Raw genomic sequence first — 22,536 nt, 5'->3', positions numbered from 1 at the left:
GGCATATATAATAGATTTATTACTTACCAGAGCCCGGATTGGTCCATGCGCATGTGACCGCTACCACAAGAAATATCCCTATCTGGCGCATAGGGTTGGCAATGACCCGCCAACCCCGGTAGCTAGACGTCGGCGGCTCGCAAACCAGACGGACCGCAAAGCCCGCGCAGACGCTACAGAGGACCGATCGATGGACGAGGATTTCCGCAAAGCCGCTCTGGACTATCACCGTCTGCCGCGGCCCGGAAAACTGGCGATCGAAGCCACCAAGCGCATGGCCACCCAGCGGGACCTGGGTCTGGCCTATTCGCCCGGCGTCGCCGCCCCCTGCGAGGCCATCGCCGCAGATCCCGACACGGCCCGCGACTACACGGCGCGCGGCAATCTGGTGGCGGTGATCTCCAACGGCACCGCCGTGCTGGGCCTGGGCAATATCGGCCCGCTGGCGTCCAAGCCGGTGATGGAGGGCAAGGCGGTCCTGTTCAAGAAGTTCGCCGGCATCGATGTCTTCGACATCGAGGTCGACGCCGAGGACCCTGACAAGTTCATCGAGGTGGTGGCCGCGCTGGAGCCGACTTTCGGCGGCATCAATCTGGAGGACATCAAGGCCCCCGAATGCTTCATCATCGAGCGCACCCTGCGCGAGCGGATGAAGATCCCGGTCTTTCACGATGACCAGCACGGCACGGCCATCGTCTGCGCCGCCGCCGTCCGCAACGCCCTGGTCGTCCAGGGCAAGACCCTCAAGGACGTCAAGCTGGTCACCTCGGGGGCCGGCGCGGCCGCCCTGGCCTGCGTCGATTTGCTGGTCTCGATGGGCCTGCCGGTCGAGAACGTCACGCTGACCGACATCAAGGGCGTCGTCTATGCCGGCCGCGACGACGACATGCTCGACAACATGGCGCGCTATGCCCGCAAGACCGACGCGCGCACGCTGTCTGAAGTGCTGTCCGGGGCCGACATCTTCCTGGGCTTGTCGGCGCCGCGCGTCTTCAAGGCCGAGTGGCTGCCGCTGCTGGCCCCCAATCCGCTGATCCTGGCCATGGCCAATCCCGAGCCGGAGATCCTGCCGGCCCTGGTGACCGCCGCCCGCCCCGACGCCATCATGGCCACCGGCCGCAGCGACTATCCCAATCAGGTCAACAACGTCCTGTGTTTCCCGTTCATCTTCCGCGGGGCCCTGGATGTCGGGGCCAGCGAGATCAACGAGGCCATGAAGGTGGCGGCCGTCGAGGCGATCGCCGAACTGGCCCGCGCCGAGGCCAGCGAAGTGGTAGCCAGCGCCTATGGCGGCATCGCACCGATGTTCGGCCCGCAATACATCATCCCCAAGCCCTTCGATCCCCGCCTGATCCTGCAGATCGCGCCGGCCGTGGCCAAGGCGGCCATGGACAGCGGCGTCGCCACCCGGCCGATCGCCGATTTTGACGCCTATCGCCAGGAACTGGAGCTGTTCGTCTATCGCTCGGGTCAGTTGATGCGCCCCCTGTTCGAGCAGGCCCGCAAGGCCGCCAAGGCCTCCCCGATTCGCGTGGCCTATGCCGAGGGCGAGGACGAGCGCGTGCTGCGCGCTGTCCAGACCGTGGTCGACGAAGGCCTGGCCCAGCCGGTGCTGATCGGTCGCCGCGAGACGATCATCGCCAAGGTCGCCGAGATGGGCCTGCGCCTGGATCTTGGCGGCCAGGTCGAGATCCTCGATCCGGGCGCTGATACGGCGCTCTTCGCCCCGATGATCGAGCGCTATCAGGGCCTGGTCAGCCGCCGGGGCGTTCCGCCGGCGGCGGCGGCGCGGCGGGTGACAAACCGGCGGACGGTGTCAGCCTCGATGCTGCTGCAGGCCGGCCATGTCGACGCCGCCCTGGTGGGCGGCAACCGCGACTGGTGGCAGCATATGACCTATGTGCTGCCGGTGATCCCCAAGCGCGACAGCGTTGATCGGGTCTATGCCCTGTCCGCCCTGATCCTCGACAACGGCACGCTGTTTTTCTGCGACACCCACGTCAATGTCGACCCGACCGCCGAACAGGTGGCCGAGATGACGCTGCTGGCGGCGGATTCGGTGCGGCGGTTTGGCCTCGTCCCGAAGGCGGCCCTGCTATCGCACTCCAGTTTCGGGGCCTCCAACTCGCCGACCGCCCGCAAGATGCGCGACGCCCTGGCGATCGTGCGCGAACAGGCGCCGGACCTGGAGGTCGATGGCGAAATGCACGCCGACGCCGCCCTGTCCCAGGCCCTGCGCGATCGTCTTGTGCATGACAGCGCCCTGAAAGGCTCGGCCAATCTGCTGGTCATGCCCACCCTGGACGCGGCCAATATCGCCCTGACCCTGCTCACCGCCGCTACCGAGGGCCTGCTGGTCGGCCCGATCCTGCTGGGCATGAGCCAGCCCCTGCACGTGCTGACGCCCAGCGTCACCGCCCGCGGCATCGTCAACATGACCGCCCTGGCGGTGAACCAGGTCGCCAACGAGCGAGCCCAAAAGGCCTAGATCCAGACGCAGAAAAGCCCCGCGCGAAGCCGCCCACCGCCCGAAGGGACGGAAGCGGTTCCTCGCGGGGCCTGATCAGCGGAGTCTGAGGCGGCGGTCGCGCGAAAGCGATCGCCGCCTCAAAAATCCTTAGAGGATGCGCAGATTGCCGGCCGAGGTCTTGCCCGAGCGGCGGTCCTGCTCCAGCTCGTAACCGACCTGCTGGCCTTCGTTCAGGCCGCGCAGACCGGCGCGTTCAACGGCCGAGATGTGCACGAAGATGTCGCCGCCACCGTTGTCGGGCTGGATGAAACCAAAGCCCTTGGTGGTGTTGAACCACTTCACGACGCCCGTGCCGGCTTCGCCGCCGCCGCCGCCGCTGTCATAGCCGCCGCCACGCGGGGCGTCATAGCCACCGCCACGGGGAGCATCAAAGCCGCGCGAGGGCGGACGACGCGTCGAGGTCGGGGCGGCGCCCTGGCCCGTCACGCGCAGATTGCCGGCCGAGGTCTTGCCCGAGCGACGATCTTCTTCCATTTCGTAGGCGACTTGATCGCCTTCGTTCAGGCCCGACAAACCCGAGCGCTCGACAGCTGCGATATGGACGAAGACGTCCTCGCCGCCGTTATCGGGCTGAATGAAACCAAAGCCCTTGGCCGGGTTGAACCACTTAACGACACCGTTAGCCATCTTATCCTCAAAAACCTATTCCGTGGGTCAATTGCCGACCCGCGCCTTCCATAGCTTTCTCATGACGCAAATCAAACGATCGCGCCATGGGCTTTGAAGGTAGATTCTCGAAGAACGATGACAGAAATGCAGAAAATATCGCTTCCGGGGCGATCAAGCGCCGGTTGCGCAGGTCATTTGCTGAATCAGGATGCTCTATTCGCGCCGCGAAACAAGCCACATCAACAGGATCTTGGGTGCGGGGACAGGATTTGAACCTGTGACCTTCAGGTTATGAGCCTGACGAGCTACCGGGCTGCTCCACCCCGCGGCAGAGTGAGGATTGTGTTGGTAGGGTTGGACTTTGAAGGGACTTGAAGACGTATCCTTTTAGCGGACCTGGCGGCGACCTACTCTCCCGCGCCTTGAGACGAAGTACCATTGGCCCAGGGGGACTTAACGACCGAGTTCGGAATGGGATCGGGTGGGGAACCCCCGGCATAGCCACCAGGTCAGCAAAAAGGATGCGTGCAGAACGTTCTGAGGCGTTCTGGTTATCAAGTCGAAGAAGACATCGTATGTCTGATTGCTACAAAGAGCATTTGCATAGGTTTGGCTGAAGAACGATCAAGCCTATCGAGCTATTAGTACCAGTAAGCTACACGCCTCACAGCGCTTCCACACCTGGCCTATCAACGTGGTGGTCTTCCACGGCTCTCAGCGAGACCTTGTTTTGAGGTTAGTTTCCCGCTTAGATGCTTTCAGCGGTTATCTAGTCCACACTTAGCTACCCTGCTGCACAGCTGGCGCCATGACAGGTCCACCAGAGGTGTGTCCATCCCGGTCCTCTCGTACTAGGGACAGATCCTCTCAAGTCTCGTACACCCACGGCAGATAGGGACCAAACTGTCTCACGACGTTCTGAACCCAGCTCACGTACCACTTTAATCGGCGAACAGCCGAACCCTTGGGACCTGCTCCAGCCCCAGGATGTGATGAGCCGACATCGAGGTGCCAAACTTTGCCGTCGATATGGACTCTTGGGCAAAATCAGCCTGTTATCCCTAGAGTACCTTTTATTCGTTGAGCGATGGCCCTTCCACGCAGGACCACCGGATCACTATGGCCGACTTTCGTCTCTGCTCGACTTGTCAGTCTCGCAGTCAGGCGGGCTTATGCCATTGCACTCGACGACCGATTTCCGACCGGTCTGAGCCCACCATCGCGCGCCTCCGTTACACTTTGGGAGGCGACCGCCCCAGTCAAACTGCCCGCCACGCCATGTCCCGGACCCGGATAACGGGCCGCGGTTAGACGTCAACAACAATAAGGGTGGTATTTCAAGGATGGCTCCACTCGAACTGGCGCCCGAGTTTCATAGCCTCCCACCTATCCTACACATGTTGTTGCTAACGCCAAGGCGAAGCTGCAGTAAAGGTTCATAGGGTCTTTCCGTCTGACCGCGGGAACCCCGCATCTTCACGGGGAATTCAATTTCGCTGAGCCCATGCTGGAGACAGTGGGGAAGTCGTTACGCCATTCGTGCAGGTCGGAACTTACCCGACAAGGAATTTCGCTACCTTAGGACCGTTATAGTTACGGCCGCCGTTTACCTGGGCTTCAGTTCGCTGCTTGCACAACTCCCTTTAACCTTCAGGCACCGGGCAGGCGTCAGACCCTATACGTCGCCTTACGGCTTCGCAGAGCCCTGTGTTTTTGATAAACAGTCGCTACCCCCTGGCCTGTGCCACTCTACTCTGGTTGCCCAAAGCAGAGTCACGCTTATCCCGAAGTTACGCGTGCAATTTGCCGAGTTCCTTCAGCATGGTTCTCTCAAGCGCCTTGGTATACTCTACCTGCCCACCTGTGTCGGTTTCGGGTACGGTCTCCGTTGGAGTTATTTCCAGGGACCTGTTCACTGCCCAGAGCAATCCAATAAGCCTAGACAATTTACCAGATCCGTCACTTCCAACTGGTTCAGGAATATTCACCTGATTCCCATCGACTACGCCTTTCGGCCTCGCCTTAGGGGCCGACTAACCCTGCGCAGATTAGCTTTACGCAGGAACCCTTGGGCTTTCGGCGAGAGTGTCTCTCACACTCTTTATCGCTACTCATGTCAGCATTCTCACTTCCGATACCTCCAGCCAGGCTCACGCCTGACCTTCAACGGCTTACGGAACGCTCCGCTACCGCGTGCAGTAAACTGCACACCCATACCTTCGGCGTCTGGCTTGAGCCCCGTTACATTTTCCGCGCAGGTTCGCTTGACCAGTGAGCTGTTACGCTTTCTTTAAATGATGGCTGCTTCTAAGCCAACATCCTGGTTGTCAAAGCAAACCCACATCGTTTCCCACTTAGCCAGAACTTGGGGGCCTTAGATGATGGTTAGGGTTGTTTCCCTTTTCACGACGGACGTTAGCACCCGCCGTGTGTCTCCCGGATAGTTCTCTTGGGTATTCGGAGTTTGATTAGAATTGGTAGAGATCGCTCCCCCCGCATCCATTCAGTGCTCTACCCCCCAAGGAATACGTCCGAGGCACTACCTAAATAGTTTTCGCGGAGAACCAGCTATGTCCAGGTTTGATTGGCCTTTCACCCCTATCCACAAGTCATCCGAGAATTTTTCAACATTCACCGGTTCGGTCCTCCAGTAAGTGTTACCTTACCTTCAACCTGCTCATGGATAGATCACCTGGTTTCGGGTCGTCATGCGACGTACTTATTCGCCCTATTCAGACTCGCTTTCGCTGCGCCTACACCTAACGGCTTAAGCTTGCACGGCACATGAAGTCGCTGACCCATTATACAAAAGGTACGCCGTCACCACGCGCGGTGGCTCCGACTGCTTGTAGGCTTCCGATTTCAGGATCTGTTTCACTCCCCTTGTCGGGGTGCTTTTCACCTTTCCCTCACGGTACTTGTTCACTATCGGTCATTGAGGAGTACTTAGGCTTGGAGGGTGGTCCCCCCATGTTCAGACAGGATTTCACGTGTCCCGCCCTACTCGAGTCTGTCGCTATTTGACGCTTACGGGGCTATCACCCACTATGGCCGACCTTTCCAAGTCGTTCAGCTTTATGTCACGACAGCACTGGCCTGGTCCCGGTTCGCTCGCCACTACTACGGGAGTCTCGGTTGATGTCCTTTCCTCCGGGTACTGAGATGTTTCAGTTCCCCGGGTTTGCTTAATGGAGCCTATGTATTCAGCCCATTATACCTCTTCTGACCAACCCACTACGCATCCGGCCGAAGCCGGAAACAAGTGGAGTGACCATAAAGGTGGGTTTCCCCATTCGGAAATAGCCGGATCAAAGGGTGCTCGCGCCTCCCCGGCTCTTATCGCAGCGTGCCACGTCCTTCATCGCCTCTCAATGCCAAGGCATCCGTCAGAAGCCCTTATGCGCTTGATCGTTCTCAGCAAAACCCATGCGCTTACCGTCTAGGGACGGCTCGCATGCGCTTTGTATTAGTCAGACATTTGATGTCTTCTTCAAAGTCCGCCCTAAAACCTCGACCATCCCCAAGGGGAGATGATGTCGGCGGGTGAACCCTACCTTCACAATGTCATTTCGTAGCTGGCGCTAAGCGCACGGCTACAAACTTGATCATTCCTCGATCGCGTTACCAACCTCTCCGGATGAGAGGATGGTGGAGCCAGACGGATTCGAACCGACGACATCCTGCTTGCAAAGCAGGCGCTCTACCAACTGAGCTATGGCCCCTCACCAACGGTGAGTTGCTTTGCCCAGGAGAGCCTGGTCGGTACGTGTCCGCGGTTCAGGGTGGAGAGTGGTAGGCCCGACAAGATTTGAACTTGTGACCTCACGCTTATCAAGCGTGCGCTCTAACCAACTGAGCTACGGGCCCATAGGCCGCATAGACCAAATCCCACTCCGAAGAATGAGACCCGTTCCTGGGCTCGCGATCGCCTCGATAACCTGATCGGTCATCAAGGAGTGGAAAGAGAAACGAAGACGGCGGCGATCCGCTCATCTGTATTTTATAGACGTCTCAATAAGGCCGAAACCTTGGAGAGACAGTCCTTAGAAAGGAGGTGATCCAGCCGCAGGTTCCCCTACGGCTACCTTGTTACGACTTCACCCCAGTCGCTGACCCTACCGTGGTCGCCTGCCCCCTTGCGGTTAGCGCAGCGCCTTCGGGTAGAGCCAACTCCCATGGTGTGACGGGCGGTGTGTACAAGGCCCGGGAACGTATTCACCGCGGCATGCTGATCCGCGATTACTAGCGATTCCAACTTCATGCACTCGAGTTGCAGAGTGCAATCCGAACTGAGACGACTTTTAGGGATTGGCTCCCCCTCGCGGGATTGCAGCCCTCTGTAGTCGCCATTGTAGCACGTGTGTAGCCCACCTTGTAAGGGCCATGAGGACTTGACGTCATCCCCACCTTCCTCCGGCTTACCACCGGCGGTCCTATTAGAGTGCCCAGCCAAACCTGATGGCAACTAATAGCGAGGGTTGCGCTCGTTGCGGGACTTAACCCAACATCTCACGACACGAGCTGACGACAGCCATGCAGCACCTGTGTCCCAGTCCCCGAAGGGAAAACCACATCTCTGTGGCGGTCCGGGCATGTCAAAAGGTGGTAAGGTTCTGCGCGTTGCTTCGAATTAAACCACATGCTCCACCGCTTGTGCGGGCCCCCGTCAATTCCTTTGAGTTTTAATCTTGCGACCGTACTCCCCAGGCGGAGTGCTTAATGCGTTAGCTGCGTCACCGACATGCATGCATGCCGACAACTAGCACTCATCGTTTACAGCGTGGACTACCAGGGTATCTAATCCTGTTTGCTCCCCACGCTTTCGAGCCTCAGCGTCAGTAACGGACCAGTATGTCGCCTTCGCCACTGGTGTTCTTCCGAATATCTACGAATTTCACCTCTACACTCGGAGTTCCACATACCTCTTCCGTACTCAAGATAGCCAGTATCAAAGGCAATTCCAAGGTTGAGCCCTGGGCTTTCACCTCTGACTAAACTATCCGCCTACGCTCCCTTTACGCCCAGTAATTCCGAGCAACGCTAGCCCCCTTCGTATTACCGCGGCTGCTGGCACGAAGTTAGCCGGGGCTTCTTCTCCGAGTACCGTCATTATCGTCCTCGGTGAAAGAATTTTACAATCCTAAGACCTTCATCATTCACGCGGCATGGCTGCGTCAGGCTTTCGCCCATTGCGCAAGATTCCCCACTGCTGCCTCCCGTAGGAGTTTGGGCCGTGTCTCAGTCCCAATGTGGCTGATCATCCTCTCAGACCAGCTAAGGATCGTAGCCTTGGTGGGCCTTTACCCCACCAACTAGCTAATCCTACGCGGGCCGCTCTAATGGCGATAAATCTTTCCCTCGAAAGGCTTATCCGGTATTAGCTCAAGTTTCCCTGAGTTGTTCCGAACCAAAAGGCACGTTCCCACGTGTTACTCACCCGTCCGCCACTAATCCCGAAGGATCCGTTCGACTTGCATGTGTTAGGCCTGCCGCCAGCGTTCGCTCTGAGCCAGGATCAAACTCTCAGGTTGAGTTGACCGCTAACACAGACTTCAATTCCAAGGGGAAAACCGAGGAATTGGTTCTGGTTTGCATAGTATCTTGACGAGTTCCCAATCACATCGATGGATTGAAGACCGAAGCCTTCAGTCCATGATATTCATGGTGTCTTCAAGAGACCGCATTTGTCAGCGTTCGAGATGAACCTTTTCAGTCCATCGCCAGAGCGCCGCCGCCTGCGTTTCTCTTTCCAAATCAACAATGTCAAAGACCCAGAGCCGAAGCTCCCAGAACCGCCTCTCAGCAGCACCACCGTTTAGCGCCCAGTGTCGGCGGAGGCGGCTATCTATCCAACCTCGAATTCCGTGTCAAATCGTTTTTTTCAAAACCATCTGACTTTCTCAACTTGATCAACCCGAAGGCAGATCCGGAAGAGTTGGCAGCTTCTAGAGAAGCGGGCCAATCTAGTCAAGCTATTATTTGGAAGAAATCTTCGAAACAATCACTAACTAGACTTTCGAAATACTTGGAAGCTCTTGCGAACATCTTCCGTATTTCTCAAGGAGGGCGGCTTCTAACGAAACCAAAACTCCTTGTCAACCGATCGTTCTGAACTTGTTTTCCAGTCCGGCGAGCGCCGTATCCAGAGACAAGACCGGTGCAGACAGCGCGCCCTAAAGCGCGCCTACCGTTACCGTGACCGGGTCGATTGAAGCCGCGGAAACTAACGACATGTCTTCCGAAACGCAAGGCCTGAAAGCCAGGATTTCGTCCGACCGGCGGGAACCCCGGGGCGAGGGGCGGCTTCTAGAGATCGCCCCCCGGAGTCGCAAGCGCCGAATCCGGGAAATATCCCCAAATGGCCATTCGCCTGTGCACGGATGCTTGCACGCCGCCTTATCCTCCCCCAGAAGTCGGGATTAGAGGAGCACCCGCGTTCATGTTGTCCCAAAAGGCGCGCTACGCCTTGCGCGCGATGATCGAATTGGCGCGCGAGGACGGTCAGGTCACGGCCGGCGAACTCTCGATCCGGGCCGATGCGCCGCGAAAGTTCCTGGAAGCCATACTTCTGACCCTGGCGCGCGACGGTCTGGTGATCAGCCGCCGGGGCAAGTTCGGCGGCTATCTGCTGGGCCGCCCCGCCGCCGACATCAGCTTCGCAGCCGTCATCCGCCTGGTCGACGGCCCCCTGGCCCTGGCCCCCTGCGTCAGCCGCACCGCCTTCCGTCGCTGCGAAGACTGCCGCGACCTGGCGACCTGCGCCCTGCGCGAGGCGCTCCTCAAGGCCCGCGACGCCACCGCCGCCGTGCTTGACGCCTACAGCCTGGCCGACGCCGTCGCCGGCCACGGCGCCGAACTGCTGGGCGGATAGATCCTCGGCTCTATATACAAGCTTCGGGCCAACCGGCGTCGGTTCGCCCGAAGCCGCGCCCTACCCTGCCGCGATATAGGCCTTCAGCCCCTCGGCCTCGGCCTGGGCTTCGTTGATCTTGTACTTCACCAGATCGCCGATCGAGATGATGCCGGCCAGCCGCCCGTCGCGCACCACCGGCAAGTGGCGAATGCGGCGGTCGGTCATGCGCTCGAGCAGGGCTTCGACCGTCTCCTCGGGATAGGCGAAGACCACATCGGCGCTCATACAGGCGGCGATCGGCCGGGTCAGGGCGGGCGCCCCTTCCTTGGCGATCATTCGCACGATGTCGCGCTCCGACAGAATGCCGACGATCGCCTCTTCGGCGTCAACCACCACCATCGCTCCTACCCGGCGGGTGTGGAGCAAGGCCGCGGCCGCGCCCACCGTCTCCTGGGGCGAGGCCGTGAACACCAGATCGCCCTTGTCTTTCAGAATCTGAGAAACCAGCACTGCGCATCTCCCTTTTATCGTTGTTGTTTAAGGAGGGTCTCGCAAAGCGGCCTGGGGATCAATGGGTCTGTGCACTCGCGCGCAATCGAGCGATGGGTGCAATGAGCAGCGCCCCGGCCGCGAAGCCGAACAGATGCGCCTCCCAGGCCACCGGCCCGGTCCCCATGCCAGGAAAGCCGCCGAACACCGCCATGACCAGATTGACGATCAGCCAGGCGGCGCCCAGCGACAGAACACGCGGCGCGAACAGGCCGCTCAGGTCTCCGGGACGATCCATCAGCCGCCCCGCGGCGCCCATCAGACCCGCCACAGCGCCCGAGGCGCCGATAACCAGTTGCGTCGATTGCGCGTGGATGGCGGCGTAGCCCAGCCCGGCCATCACGCCGCACAGTATATAGAAGAGAATGAACAGGGCCCCGCCCCTGACGCCCAATCCCAAAAGCCGGGCCACCGGCGCGCCGAACGCCAGGGCGAAGACGGCGTTCATGCCGGCGTGAAGCCAGCCAGCGTGCACAATGAGCGAGGTGACCAACCCGGTGACCTCGCCGCGCCACACCCGCGCGGGCTCCAGGGCGAGGTCATAGATCGTCTGGTCGCTCGCCCCCGAGAGAAGGAGTGTGGACAGCAGGATGCTGGCGGTCGCCAGCAAGGCCGGCCAAGGCGCATTGAATACGGGTTCGGGGAATACGGGTTCGGGGCGGTCCTGGCGCATGACGCTCTCATTCCATCGGCGACTCTATATGGGGTGTCAGGATTCGACGTCGCGTCTCCCGGCTTAACCATTTTGCGAGACCTTGGCGCTAGACCTGAGCCGGTATGAATTTGGCACGAGGGTTGCTTGCTCCCCCGCGTCGACAGTCGCGGAGCCTTTTCATGGCCAGGCATCGGAAGAACAGCATCGGCGTTGGCGCGGGCCTGACCGCCGCTGTCCTGGGCCTGGGCGCGCTTGGCGTCGCCGGCGCCCAGACCATGTCGACCAACTCCGCCGACTTCAACGCGGGCTACGGCCGCGTCGCCGGCCAGGAAAACCGGATGGTCGAATATTCCACCCGCGACGCCAACGGCAACCGTATCGTCGTCGACGGGGTGATGCTGACCGGCGCGGACCAGAGCGTCTATTCGTCCAGCAATTCGTCGGGTTCGCTCGACGCCTATTCGGGTGTCGGCGGACGCGGCTACAGCAGCTCCACCGCCATCGGCAACAATCTGACGGTCATCACCCAGGGCAACAACAATACGGTGATCATCAATTCCACCCAGACCAACACCGGCAATATTTCGGCGGGATCTTCGGTCAAGAGCGGATCCAATGCCCAGTAAGCGTCTCTCTCTTCTCATAACGGCTCTGGCCTGCACCGCCCTGACGGGGTGCGGCACGCGCATGCCGAAGGTGTCGACGGCAGGCAACTACGCCAAGCCGATCGGCAGCGCCCCGGTCACCGCCAATCCCACCGACTATTCGGCCGCCCTGGTCTGCCTTAATCAATACGCCAAACAGAACCGCATCGCCGCGCCGCGCGTCGCGATCGGCCGTATCGCCGACTATACCGGCAAGGAAGAGTCCGACGGCTCGGGCCGCAAGGTCACCCAAGGCGCCTCCCTTCTGGCCATGACCGCCTTCGCCAAGGCCGGCATGCCCATGGTCGAGCGCTTCGACACCTCGGTGTCGGAGTTCGAGCTGAAATACGCCAACAACAAGCTGATCTCCGATCGCCCCAATCCCGGCGCCGACACGCCGGTGGACTATCGCCGCATCCTGGCCGGCCAGGTGCCGGGCTCGGACTTCTATGTGGTCGGCGGCATCACCGAGCTGAACTACAACATCCGCTCGGCCGGCGTGGACGCCTATGTCGGCGACAAGGACACCGACGGCCTGAAGGGCAACTTCAAGCGTCGGGTATTTGTGATGAACATCGCCCTGGACCTGCGCCTGGTGAACACCCGCACCCTGGAGGTGGTCGACGTCGTCGCCTATCAGAAACAGGTCGTCGGCCGCGAGATCAGCCTGGGCGTCTTCGACTTCCTCAATGGCAACATCTTCGACATCTCTGGCGGCCGTGGCGCGCTGGAGCCGATCCAGCTGGCGGTGCGCGCCCTGATCGAGCGCTCGGTCGTCGAGTTCAGCGCCAATCTCTATGGCATGCCCGGACCGCAAAGCTGCCTGCGCTACGATCCGATGGGCGACGCCACCGTCGGGCAAACGGGCGCCTTCACGCCCGCCTACAACAATCTGGGAACCAACAATGCGCAGACCCGCGAAGACCCGTCTCGCTGGAACGCTCGCAGCGATCCCGATATGCGCGATGCTAAGCGGGGTCGCTACTAGCCAGACCACGTCCGGCCAGGTTCTGAACAACCAGATCAATCTGGGCGATGTGTTCGCCCAGCAGACCCTGAACGTCGAAACCGTCACCGACGGCTTCTCCGCCACGACCACCGCCCCGGCCAACGGGGCGTTCGTGTCGGTGCAGAACACCGACGCGACGATGACCTCCAACCAGGAGAACTATGGCCAGGTCCAGGCTTATGGCGTGGTCAATGTCGCGACCGACGGCGGCGCCGCCAGCGCCGTCACCACGACGGCGGTCGGCAACAGCGGCACGGCGGCGGCGGACAACGGCACGCTGACCGGCGTCACCACCCAGCTGAACACCGGCCCCGTCACCGCCCGCAGCCAGATCGAGGCGGACAACGCCACGCTGGGCGACGTCTCGATCAGCACCCTGGCCCAGGGCAACACCCAGGGCCTGACCCTGATCAATGGCGCGATGGGCGCGCGGGTCAGCCAGAGCAATCAAGGCGACGTCCTGGCCGATGGCGGGGCAGAGGCCGGCGCCATCACCGGCACGGCCGCCGTCTCCGGCCTGGCGACAGGCAACAACATCACGCTTTCGGGGAGCGAGCAGTCGGCCGCTCGCGTGATCACCCAGCAGTCGAACGCCGGGCTCACCCAGGCCAGCCAGTTCACGACCTATGGCGGCAGCTATCTGACCAGCACGGCGGCGACCGCCAGCGGCAACAATCTGTCGGCGACTAATGAAGGCCCGCTGCTGGATGTCACCTCGACCCAGGACAATACGGCCTATGTCCGGGCCCAGGCCGAGGCCAGTTCCTATCAGTTCAGCGCGGCCCAGGTGACCGCCCAGGGCGTCGGTAACTCGGTCCTGGCAGGCAATACCGGTCAGGAGATCGTTCTGGACAACATCCAGAGCAATGCCGGCGGCGGCGTCGAGGTCATCGCCAGCTTCACCGGCGCCGACGGCTATGACGCCGTGACCTCGGCCACGGCCATGGGCAACGCCGTTACCGGCTATGCCTGTTCGCAGTGCAGCGGCGGCATGACGGTCAGCAATAATCAGGTCAACAGCGCCGAGATCGGCGCCCGGACAACCACGGTCTTTGGTTCTGGCCGTTCGGTAACCAGCGTCGCCACAGCCACCGGCAACAACGCCAGCTTCTACGTCAGCTCGCCCGGTAACTGAGCCGCGCCTCCCGCGTTTCGGCGTCAAAGGGACAGCCGATCTGTCGCAACTGCGCCGACATCCGGATTTTCGCGGTTCTTCGCGCCTATCCCTGATATAGGCCGCATCCTTCGCGACCCGTCGACCCTTTCAAGTACGAGCATCTTATGGCTTCCCCCGCCCGCGCGCCTATTCTCGCCCTCAAGGACGTCCGCCTGGCCGACGGGGCCAAGCCCTTGTTCGACGGCGTCGACCTGGCGCTGGAACCCCGTATCCGCGCCTGTCTGGTTGGCCGCAACGGCGCGGGCAAGAGCACGCTGCTGAAGATCCTCGCCGCCCAGGGGGCCGAAGCCGACAGCGGCGAGCGCGTGGTGCAGCCCGGGGCGCGCATCGTCTTCGTCAGCCAAGAGCCCGAGATCACCGGCGCCACCCTGCTGGACTACGCCACAGCGGGCGGGGCCGAAGACTATGAAGCCCAGGCCACCCTGGCCGACTTTGGCCTGGATCCGGAAAAGGGCACGGAAGGCCTGTCGGGCGGCGAAAAGCGCCGCGCCGCCCTGGCCCGCGCCTTCGCCGAGCAGCCCGACGTGCTGCTGCTGGACGAGCCGACCAACCACATGGACATCTTCGCGATCCAGACGCTGGAAGAAGAACTGGCGGCCAGTAAATGCGCCGCCTTGATCGTCAGCCACGATCGGGCCTTCCTCAATCGCGTCACGCAGCGGACCTTCTGGCTGGAGCACCGCAAGGTGCGCCGCCTGGACAAGGGCTTCCAGGAGTTCGAGACTTGGAGCGAAGCGGTGATGGCCGCTGACGCAGACGAGGCGCGCCGCCTGAACAAGGCGCTGGAGCGTGAGAACGCCTGGCTGGCCCGCGGCGTTCAGGGCCGCAGGGCCCGCAACGAAGGCCGCCGCCGCGCCCTGATGGACCTGCGCGCCGCCAAGAAGGATCGCCAGAGCGACATGCGCGGCAGCATGTATCTGGCCGTGGAAACTGCGGCGACATCAGGCAAGAAGGTCGCCGAAGCCAAGAACGTCACCAAGAAGTTCGGCGAGCGCGTGATCGTCGAGGACTTCTCGACCCGTATTCTGCGCGGTGACCGGGTGGCCCTGGTCGGCCCCAACGGCGCGGGCAAGACCACCTTGGTCAAGCTGCTGTTGGGTGAACTTCCGGTCGATTCCGGCACGGTCACCCTGGGGACCAATCTGGAGATCTCCTATGTCGACCAGGCCCGCATGGCCCTGTCGGACAAGATCACCGTCTGGGACTTCCTGACCCCCGGCGGCGGCGACTCCATTCTGGTGCGCGGCCTGCCCAAGCACGTGGCCGGCTACGCCAAGGACTTCCTGTTCACCGAGGCCCAGCTGCGCCAGCCGGTGACCAGCCTGTCGGGCGGGGAGCGCAACCGCCTGCTTTTGGCCCGCGCCCTGGCCACGCCGACCAATCTGATGGTCCTGGATGAGCCGACCAACGACCTGGACATGGACACCCTGGACCTGCTGGAGGACCTGCTGGCCGACTTCGAGGGCACCCTGATCCTGGTCAGCCACGATCGTGACTTCATCGACCGGCTCGCCACCTCGACCATCGCCATGAACGGCCATGGCCATGTCATCGAGACCCCGGGCGGCTGGTCCGACCTGATCGATCAGAACCCGGACTTCTTCAAGGGCGCGCGCGGCGCCGGCGGCGGCGACTTCGCCACCGGCGCTACGGCGGCCAAGACCGCCCCCGTCGCGCCGACCCCGGCCAAGAAAACCGTCAAGCTGTCCTACAAGGACCAGCGCCGCCTCGAGGAATGCGAGGCTCTGGTCGCAGCCAGCCCCAAGATCATCGGCGACCTGGAGGCCCAACTGGCCGACCCTGGCTTCTACGCCAAGGACCCGACCGGTTTCGCCAAGATCATGAAGGCGCTGGACAAGGCGCGGGCTGACCTGGCGCAAGCCGAGGAGGACTGGCTGGCCCTGGAGGAGAAGCGGGAGACCCTCGCCAACTGAGGCGGGCCGCCCCGCCGCGACGCTGGACCGCCTGTGCTTGAAACCCGCCGCGCCTTATGCATTCTCGTACCGCTGCCGAGCTCCGCCTTGGCGGGACGAAGCTGATCCCGAGCTCAGGGCGTCGATAACGCCCGATCCGCGACATAGCGCCACAGCAGCAAATTGCGCGGCGCCCGTCAAAGATCGCGGGCGTACTGATGCTGGGGGACGAGACACGCATGGAACCAAAGCTGAAACATCGGGAGCAAAGGCGTCAGAATACGCTTTGTCTGACTCTCGCGACGATGATCGTCGCGAGCCTGATCTTCAGTGAGTTCCTCACCCGCACCCCCCTGGGCATCGCCTCCTTCTGGCCGGCAAACGGACTGCTCGCCGTCGGTCTGATGGCGTTGAACCCGCCCCAACGCATCGCCCTGACCACGGTCGCGATCGTTTTTCATCTCATCATCGGGCTCCTGGTCGGCGACCCCCTCGCCAAGGCTATGATCCTGGCCGGCATTGACACACTCGAGTCCTACGCAGTGTGGGTGGTGACGCGGCGCGCCATGGGCGGCATGCCGCGCGTCCGGACGATGCGCCAGCTCGCCCTGCTGGTCGCCGTGGGCGCGCCGATCGCGGTGACCGCGGCCCTGGTCGGGGCCTCCGCCATGAAGTTGTGGTCAGAAGCGTCCTTCCTGACCTTGGCCTGGGCCTGGTTCGCGCGCAGCGGTCTGGGTCTGGCGGTCATCGCGCCCGCCGCCCTGGTGCTTCTGGACGCCGAGCATCGCCGGGGATTTCACCGTTCCAATGGCGAGCGAATTACGCTTTTCGCGACGATCGCCCTGGTGACGGCCCTGTGCTTTCATCCCAATGGCTTTCCCGCCCCCTTCCTGATCATGCCCCTGACCATGTTGGCGGCGTTTCGGCTGGGCGCGCGCGGCGCGGCGCAGAGCTCGCTGATCGTGGCGTGCGTGGCCATTCCGCTGATGGTCCCCAACGGGGCCGCGCAGACGGGCGTGCGCTGGGGGGAAGCCGACCCGACCCGTCTCGCCCAGGTCTTTGTCGCCCTGCTCTTCGGCACCAATCTGGCCACCGGTCTGGCCCTGGCCCAGCAGGAGCGTTTGAAGCGACTGCTGGTCCGACGCGAGCAACTGACCCGCGCCGCGCGGGCCCGCGCCCTGGCGGCGACCGAGGCCAAGACCGAGTTCCTGGCCACCATGAGTCATGAGATCCGCACGCCTCTGAACAGCGTGCTGGGATTTGCCCAATTGCTGTCGATGCGCAACGACCTGCCGCCCGACGCCCGACGCCAGGTCAATCTGATCGACTCCGCCGGCGGCGCCCTGCTGACGGTGGTCAACGATATTCTCGATTTCTCGCGGGTCGAGGCGGGTCAGATCGAGTTGACGCCGCAGCCGATCTCGGCCTCCACCCTCCTGCGCGAGACCGCCGCCATCCTGACGCCCGAGGCGCGCGCCAAGGGGCTGTCGCTCCATGTCGAAGTCGTGGACCCTGTCGAAGGCCTTCACGAACTGGACGATGCGCGCCTGCGTCAGGTGTTGCTGAACCTGCTCAACAACGCCGTGAAGTTCACGGAACGGGGCGAGATCAATGCGCGTCTGATTGTCGAACCGGGCGACGCCGAGGATCGGTTGCGCTTCGAGATCATCGACACGGGCGTTGGCGTCGCTGTCGACAAGCAGCCCCTGCTCTTTCAGCGCTTCTCCCAGGTCGACAGTTCGGTCAGCCGCACCTATGGCGGCGCGGGCCTTGGCCTGGCGATCAGCCGCGCCCTCGTCGAACGGATGGGCGGCAAGATCGGTGTCGACAGTGTGCCGGGCCGCGGCTCCTGCTTCTGGATTGAGGTCATCGCGCCCGTCGTCGAGCCCCTGGCGCCGCAAGAACGTCCCAAACCGGCGACCGCCGGCGCCGGTCGGATCCTGGTCGTCGATGACCACCCGATGAACCGTGAAATCGGGGTCTCCCTGCTGACCCTGGCCGGCTGGCATGTCGACACGGCGGAGGACGGCCAGCAGGCCGTTGAAGCGGCTGAAACGGGCCGATACGACTTGATCCTGATGGATATACACATGCCGGTGATGGACGGCCTGGCCGCCACCCGCGCCATCCGCGCCCTACGCTCTGAGGCCAGCAAGGTCCCGATCATCGCGATGAGCGCCGACGCCCTGCCCCAGCAGGTCAAGCGCTGCTACGCCGCTGGCATGGTTGATCACATCGCCAAGCCGATCCAGCGCGATACGCTCTACGCCAAGGTCGAACGCTGGATGCCGGCGCCCGCCCTGGACGCGTAGGCGGACGAACGCCGTTCTCCCTTGGAAGACGCCGCGGGGACGCCTAGTCTCCGGCAGCGTTGTCTGGAGGACTTCATGGGTTTTCGTCGCTTGGTCGCTCTCGCCCTGTGCGGGTTGATCGCCGCGTGCTCTCCCGCCGCCAACAAACCCGCCGAGGCGCCGGGCCGCACCGCCCTGAAGCTGGCGACCGACTGGCGAGCCGAGGCGGAGCTGGGCGGCTACTATCAGGCCCTGGCCACCGGCGAATACGCCAAGCGCGGCCTCGACGTCACCCTGATCCAGGGCGGACCGGCGGTGAACGTGCCGCAATTGCTGGCCACCGGCGCCGTCGATCTGGGCGTTGGATCCAACAGCTTCATCGTCATGAACCTGGCCAAGGAAAAGGCCCCGGTGAAGGCCGTCGCCGCCTTCATGCAGAAGGATCCTCAGGTCCTGATCGGGCATCCTGACCAGGGGCTGAAGTCCATAGCCGACCTCAAGGGCCGTCCGATCCTGCTGTCGGACGCCTCGATCACCGGCTTCTGGGTGTGGCTGAAGGCCAAGTACGGCTTCACCGACGACCAGGTGCGCAAATATAACTACAGCGCCGCGCCGTTCCTGGCGGACAAGCGCGTCGTCCAGCAAGGCTATGTCACCAGCGAGCCCTACCTCATCGAGAAGGAGGGCAAGATCAAGCCCGCGCTCTTCCTGCTGGCCGACAACGGCTATCCCGGCTACGCCTCCATGGCCCTGGCCACCGATAGCCTGATCGCGAAAAATCCGGCGGCGGTGCAGGCCTTTGTCGAGGCGACGACGGCGGGCTGGACGTCCTATCTCTATGGCGATCCCAAGCCCGGCGACGCAGCGATCCTGAAGGACAATCCGGAGATGTCCCAGGACGTGCTGGACCAGGCCCGGGACAAGATGCGCGCTTTCGGAATCGTCGGCGCCCAGGGCGCCAATGGTCAAGGTGCGGGCATCGGCGCCATGACCGACGCCCGCTGGGCGGAATTCTTCCAGGTCGCCGCCGACCAGGGCGTTTATCCCAAGGATCTGGACTACAAGAGCGCCTACACGCTGCAGTTCGTCCCGAAGGGGCAATGACGCCTTCCATCGCCGCCCTTTCCGCCGTCGAGGTCGACTACCCCCTGCGCGGTCGCGCGCTAGGGCCGGTCGATCTTGACCTGCGCTCGGGCGAGGTCGTCGCCCTGGTCGGACCCTCCGGCTGCGGCAAGTCCACGGCGCTGCGACTTCTGGCGGGCCTCGAAAAGCCGACAAGAGGGACCGTGACCCGCGCCACAGGCAAGGGCGAAACCGCCGTCGTGTTCCAGGCGCCGACCCTCGCCCCCTGGCTCGACGCCCAGGCCAATGTGTCCCTGCCGCTGGAGTTGGCGGGCGAGGATCAGGCCCTGGCCAGGGCGGCGGCCGGCCAGGCCCTGGCCCGCGTGGGCCTGGGCGACGCCCTCACGGCGCGCCCCGCCCAGCTGTCCGGCGGCATGGCCATGCGCGTCTCCCTGGCCCGCGCCCTGGTCACCAGCCCGCGCCTGCTGCTGCTGGACGAGCCCTTCGCGGCCCTTGATGAGATCACCCGACGGGCGCTGGCCGACGACGTCCTGGCCCTGGCGGCCACGCTGTCGCCGGCCCTGGTCTTTGTCACCCACAATGTCGAGGAGGCGGTCTATATGGCGGGCCGGGTCGTGGTCATGAGCCCAGGCCCCGGTCAGATCGTCGGCGAGGTGGCCGTGAGTGGTCCGCTAATCCGGCCGTCTGGCTTTCGCACCACCGAGCCCTTCCGCCTGGCCGTCGAAGCGGTGTCAGATCTGCTGGCTCACAGCGGAGCGCGCGCCGCGTGAAGAGGCTTTCCCCCCTGGTCTCGCCTCTGATCCTGATCGGCCTGCTGCTGGCCGGATGGGAGATGGCCTGCGCGCACTGGTCGATCCCGCCCTATCTGCTGCCGCCGCCCAGCGCGATCTGGAGCGCCCTGCTGGAAGGCTGGCCGCTGTTGCTGGCCTCGGCCTGGGGCACCCTGTCGACCGCCTTGCTGGCCCTGGTCATGGCCAGCGTCCTGGCCTGCACCCTGGCCTTCCTGGTCAGCCTCAGCCCGCTGATGGAGGATGCCGTCCGGCCGATCGCCGTCACCCTGCAGGTCACGCCGCTGGTGGCCATTGCGCCGCTGGTGACCATCTGGTCGGGCATCGATCATCCCGAGCGCGCCGTCATCGGACTGGCCGCCGTGGTTGCTTTCTTTCCGATCTTTTCGGGCGCCCTGAGCGGGCTGAAGGCCGTGGATCCGGATCTGACCCGCCTGTTCGACCTCTATGGCGCGACGCGGGCCCAGCGGCTGTGGCGACTGCGCCTGCCCTCGGCCGTTCCGGCCCTGCTGGAGGGACACAAGGTCGCCTCGGGCCTGGCGGTGATCGGCGCCGTCGTGGCCGAGTTCGTGGCCGGCTCCGGCGGCGCCCAGGGCCTGGCCTGGCGTATTCTCGAAGCCTACAACCGCCTGCAGACCGCCCGGGTTTTCGCCGCCCTCCTGACCCTGGCGGTCATGGGCGTGGCGCTACACGCGTTGATGGAGTTGGCCGAACGCAAGCTTCTGGCGCTTTGGCGCGGGCGTTAGGCCCAGATTAAGCGGCGAGGGTTAAGGCTAAGGGCTCGGAGTCTCCGTCAGGTCGCCCTATGCGTTCCATGGTTCTCATCGCCGCCCTCGTCTGCGTCGCCAACGGGGCGCGCGCTGAGGAAGCGCGCGAGAGCCGCTACGGGCCTCGACCTGACCGTCGCACCGCCGCCCTGACCGCCGCCTCGGGCTATGCAGGCCCCGTCCTGGGGTGGGCCGGAAAATCGAACACCGTCGCGCCATCCTCCCGTCAGACCTTCCAGCCTGTCGCATCTGCCTGGGGTCCGATGAGCACAAGGCCGCAATCCCCGGTCCCGGCGGACCATGCGGTCGCTCCGCCACAGCTGCCGGCCGCCTACCCCGCGCCAGCCATGGCGCCCAGTCTGTCACGCACCTATTCGGTCGGCCGTCAGTACGGCCAGCAGCCCGACGCTTTGCCGCCGCTGCAGCCCAACGGCATGGTGTTCATCGCCCCCTCCGAAGACGCTCCCCGTCCGAAGGATGAAGAGCCGCGCCACGGCTCGGCCGACTGGCTGGCTGAAGGCGCCCGCGGCGACGAAGCCCGTCGCGACGGCGGCAACGACGGATCCCTCTGATGCAGTCCAAGCTTCACGATCTGATTGCCCTGGCCGACGAGCCCTCCAGCGCCAAGCGCCGCGAGTTGCTGCGCGGCGTGACGGACCTGTTCTTTACCGGCGACAATCACGACCCGGTTCAGATGGGTCTGTTCGACGACGTCATGAGCCAGTTGGCCGGCGAGATGGAAGAGGCCGTCAAGGTCGAGCTGGCCGAACGCCTGAGCCAGGCGCCCACACCGCCGCGCGGCCTCAGCCGGGCCCTGGCCCTGGACAGCATCGCCGTCGCCCAGCCTATCCTGCAGGGCTCGTCGAGCCTGTCGGAAGACGACCTGTTGGAAGTGGCCCGCACCCGCGGCCAGGACCACCTGCGCGCCATCTCCCAACGGACCAACGTGCCCAGCGCCGTGTCGGACGCCATTGTCGAGCGCGGCGACGACGACACTCTGGGCGTCCTGCTGCGCAACGAGGGCGCAGTGCTGTCACGCGAGGCGCATGAGACGGTCGTCGATCGCGCCGCCGCCAATCCCAGCCTGCACGAGGCCGTGGTCGACCGCCACAGCCTGCCGGTGGATTTGCTCAACGAGATGTACTTCATCGTCGAAGCCAAGCTTCGCGATCGGATCATGGAAAAGAACGCCGACATGGACCCGGCCACGCTGGAGGCGGCGCTCAATGCCGGCCGCAAGCGGGTCGCCGCCCAGGATGGCGCCCTTCCGTCCGACTATCCCAAGGCCGAGCAAGAGTTCCTGGCCATGAAGGCCAAGGGCGGAGCCTCGCCCCAGACCCTGGCCAGCCTGCTTCGCGCCAAGAAGAACACGCTGTTCCTGATCGTTCTGGCCGACATGGCCGACATCGACTTCCATACCGCCCGCAAGATCCTGGAACGCCGCGAACTGGACGCTCTGGCCGTGGTCTGCAAGGCCGCCGACATCGACCGCGCCCTGTTCCTGACCTTTGCGTTCCTGATCCTGGACCCGTCCGACGATGTGATGGGCAAGGCCAAGGCCTATGGGGAACTGTACGGCGCCCTGCCCCGCGACTCGGCGCTGCGGACTGTCCGCTTCTGGCGCCTTCGCCGCCAGACCGGCGACGTCGCCGCCGCCTGATCGCGGCT

The 22,536-nt window shown here is 63.5% G+C and carries 15 protein-coding genes, 3 tRNA genes, 3 rRNA genes and 1 pseudogene; 12 read left to right on the top strand and 10 right to left on the bottom strand.

Annotated elements, in window-relative coordinates:
* Positions 1-190 precede the first annotated feature (190 nt).
* Positions 191-2,488 carry an NADP-dependent malic enzyme gene (locus tag ACW18B_RS08350; RefSeq protein WP_492051102.1) on the top strand — a complete coding sequence of 766 codons (2,298 nt, stop codon included), beginning with the start codon at positions 191-193 and terminating at the stop codon, positions 2,486-2,488.
* A 129-nt stretch (positions 2,489-2,617) separates the two neighbouring features.
* Here the strand turns inward: ACW18B_RS08350 and ACW18B_RS08345 are convergent, their stop codons facing one another.
* The 8 genes and pseudogenes from ACW18B_RS08345 to ACW18B_RS08310 all read right to left on the bottom strand — a co-directional run bounded on the left by ACW18B_RS08345 (position 2,618) and on the right by ACW18B_RS08310 (position 8,670).
* Positions 2,618-2,812, bottom strand: coding sequence for a cold-shock protein (locus ACW18B_RS08345; RefSeq protein ID WP_233206781.1), 195 nt, complete (start codon positions 2,810-2,812; stop codon positions 2,618-2,620).
* 141 nt (positions 2,813-2,953) lie between these two features.
* Positions 2,954-3,157, bottom strand: a pseudogene (locus ACW18B_RS08340) (cold-shock protein); the annotation flags it as partial.
* 233 nt (positions 3,158-3,390) lie between these two features.
* A tRNA-Met gene (locus tag ACW18B_RS08335) sits at positions 3,391-3,467 on the bottom strand.
* A gap of 66 nt (positions 3,468-3,533) precedes the next feature.
* Positions 3,534-3,648: ribosomal RNA gene (rrf, locus tag ACW18B_RS08330) — 5S ribosomal RNA — on the bottom strand.
* 111 nt (positions 3,649-3,759) lie between these two features.
* Positions 3,760-6,549, bottom strand: a 23S ribosomal RNA gene (locus ACW18B_RS08325).
* 236 nt (positions 6,550-6,785) lie between these two features.
* A tRNA-Ala gene (locus ACW18B_RS08320) sits at positions 6,786-6,861 on the bottom strand.
* Between the two features lie 68 nt (positions 6,862-6,929).
* A tRNA-Ile gene (locus ACW18B_RS08315) sits at positions 6,930-7,006 on the bottom strand.
* A gap of 180 nt (positions 7,007-7,186) precedes the next feature.
* A 16S ribosomal RNA gene (locus tag ACW18B_RS08310) occupies positions 7,187-8,670 on the bottom strand.
* Together the 16S, 23S and 5S rRNA genes with 3 tRNA genes alongside form the textbook arrangement of a ribosomal RNA operon.
* 908 nt (positions 8,671-9,578) lie before the next feature.
* Here ACW18B_RS08310 and ACW18B_RS08305 point away from each other — a divergent pair.
* Positions 9,579-10,010 (top strand): RrF2 family transcriptional regulator, encoded by a 432-nt coding sequence (locus tag ACW18B_RS08305; protein ID WP_492051100.1) that lies wholly within the window; start codon positions 9,579-9,581, stop codon positions 10,008-10,010.
* A gap of 60 nt (positions 10,011-10,070) precedes the next feature.
* Here ACW18B_RS08305 and ACW18B_RS08300 read toward each other — a convergent pair whose 3' ends face one another.
* Positions 10,071-10,502, bottom strand: a complete 432-nt coding sequence (locus tag ACW18B_RS08300) for a CBS domain-containing protein (protein WP_492051098.1) — start codon at positions 10,500-10,502, stop codon at positions 10,071-10,073.
* A 58-nt stretch (positions 10,503-10,560) separates the two neighbouring features.
* Positions 10,561-11,214 (bottom strand): rhomboid family intramembrane serine protease, encoded by a 654-nt coding sequence (locus ACW18B_RS08295; RefSeq protein WP_492051096.1) that lies wholly within the window; start codon positions 11,212-11,214, stop codon positions 10,561-10,563.
* A gap of 161 nt (positions 11,215-11,375) precedes the next feature.
* Between ACW18B_RS08295 and hfaA the strand changes: the two genes are divergently transcribed.
* The 10 genes from hfaA (at position 11,376) to ACW18B_RS08245 (ending at position 22,528) form a co-directional block, all read left to right on the top strand.
* On the top strand, positions 11,376-11,822 hold the full coding sequence (hfaA, locus tag ACW18B_RS08290) for a holdfast anchoring protein HfaA (RefSeq protein ID WP_492051095.1): 447 nt from the start codon (positions 11,376-11,378) through the stop codon (positions 11,820-11,822).
* Entirely contained in the window at positions 11,812-12,828 is a 1,017-nt protein-coding gene (hfaB, locus tag ACW18B_RS08285) for a holdfast anchoring protein HfaB (RefSeq protein WP_492051093.1), read from the top strand. Before hfaA ends, hfaB begins: the two co-directional genes overlap by 11 nt.
* On the top strand, positions 12,806-13,984 hold the full coding sequence (gene hfaD / locus ACW18B_RS08280) for a holdfast anchor protein HfaD (RefSeq protein ID WP_492051092.1): 1,179 nt from the start codon (positions 12,806-12,808) through the stop codon (positions 13,982-13,984). Before hfaB ends, hfaD begins: the two co-directional genes overlap by 23 nt.
* Positions 13,985-14,130: 146 nt before the next feature.
* Complete coding sequence (locus ACW18B_RS08275; RefSeq protein WP_492051090.1) at positions 14,131-15,960, top strand: ABC-F family ATP-binding cassette domain-containing protein; 1,830 nt, start codon at positions 14,131-14,133, stop codon at positions 15,958-15,960.
* A 197-nt stretch (positions 15,961-16,157) separates the two neighbouring features.
* The gene (locus tag ACW18B_RS08270; protein WP_492051088.1) at positions 16,158-18,251 is read left to right on the top strand and encodes a hybrid sensor histidine kinase/response regulator; all 2,094 of its coding nucleotides are present in this window, start codon (positions 16,158-16,160) and stop codon (positions 18,249-18,251) included.
* Between the two features lie 75 nt (positions 18,252-18,326).
* Entirely contained in the window at positions 18,327-19,334 is a 1,008-nt protein-coding gene (locus ACW18B_RS08265; RefSeq protein ID WP_492051086.1) for an ABC transporter substrate-binding protein, read from the top strand.
* A complete protein-coding gene (locus ACW18B_RS08260) occupies positions 19,331-20,083 on the top strand; it encodes an ABC transporter ATP-binding protein (protein WP_492051084.1) in 753 nt (250 codons plus the stop codon). The genes ACW18B_RS08265 and ACW18B_RS08260 overlap by 4 nt, the downstream gene beginning before the upstream one ends.
* A gap of 62 nt (positions 20,084-20,145) precedes the next feature.
* Positions 20,146-20,847: an ABC transporter permease gene (locus tag ACW18B_RS08255; RefSeq protein ID WP_492051652.1), complete on the top strand. Its 702-nt coding sequence runs from the start codon at positions 20,146-20,148 to the stop codon at positions 20,845-20,847.
* A gap of 59 nt (positions 20,848-20,906) precedes the next feature.
* Positions 20,907-21,440, top strand: coding sequence for a hypothetical protein (locus ACW18B_RS08250; RefSeq protein WP_492051082.1), 534 nt, complete (start codon positions 20,907-20,909; stop codon positions 21,438-21,440).
* Positions 21,440-22,528 carry a DUF2336 domain-containing protein gene (locus tag ACW18B_RS08245; protein ID WP_492051080.1) on the top strand — a complete coding sequence of 363 codons (1,089 nt, stop codon included), beginning with the start codon at positions 21,440-21,442 and terminating at the stop codon, positions 22,526-22,528. The genes ACW18B_RS08250 and ACW18B_RS08245 overlap by 1 nt, the downstream gene beginning before the upstream one ends.
* Positions 22,529-22,536: the final 8 nt, after the last annotated feature.

Source organism: Caulobacter sp. FV2ps19 (assembly GCF_058681035.1).
The sequence above is the reverse complement of the archived record's forward strand: the minus strand, read 5'-3'. Positions and strand labels throughout refer to the sequence as shown.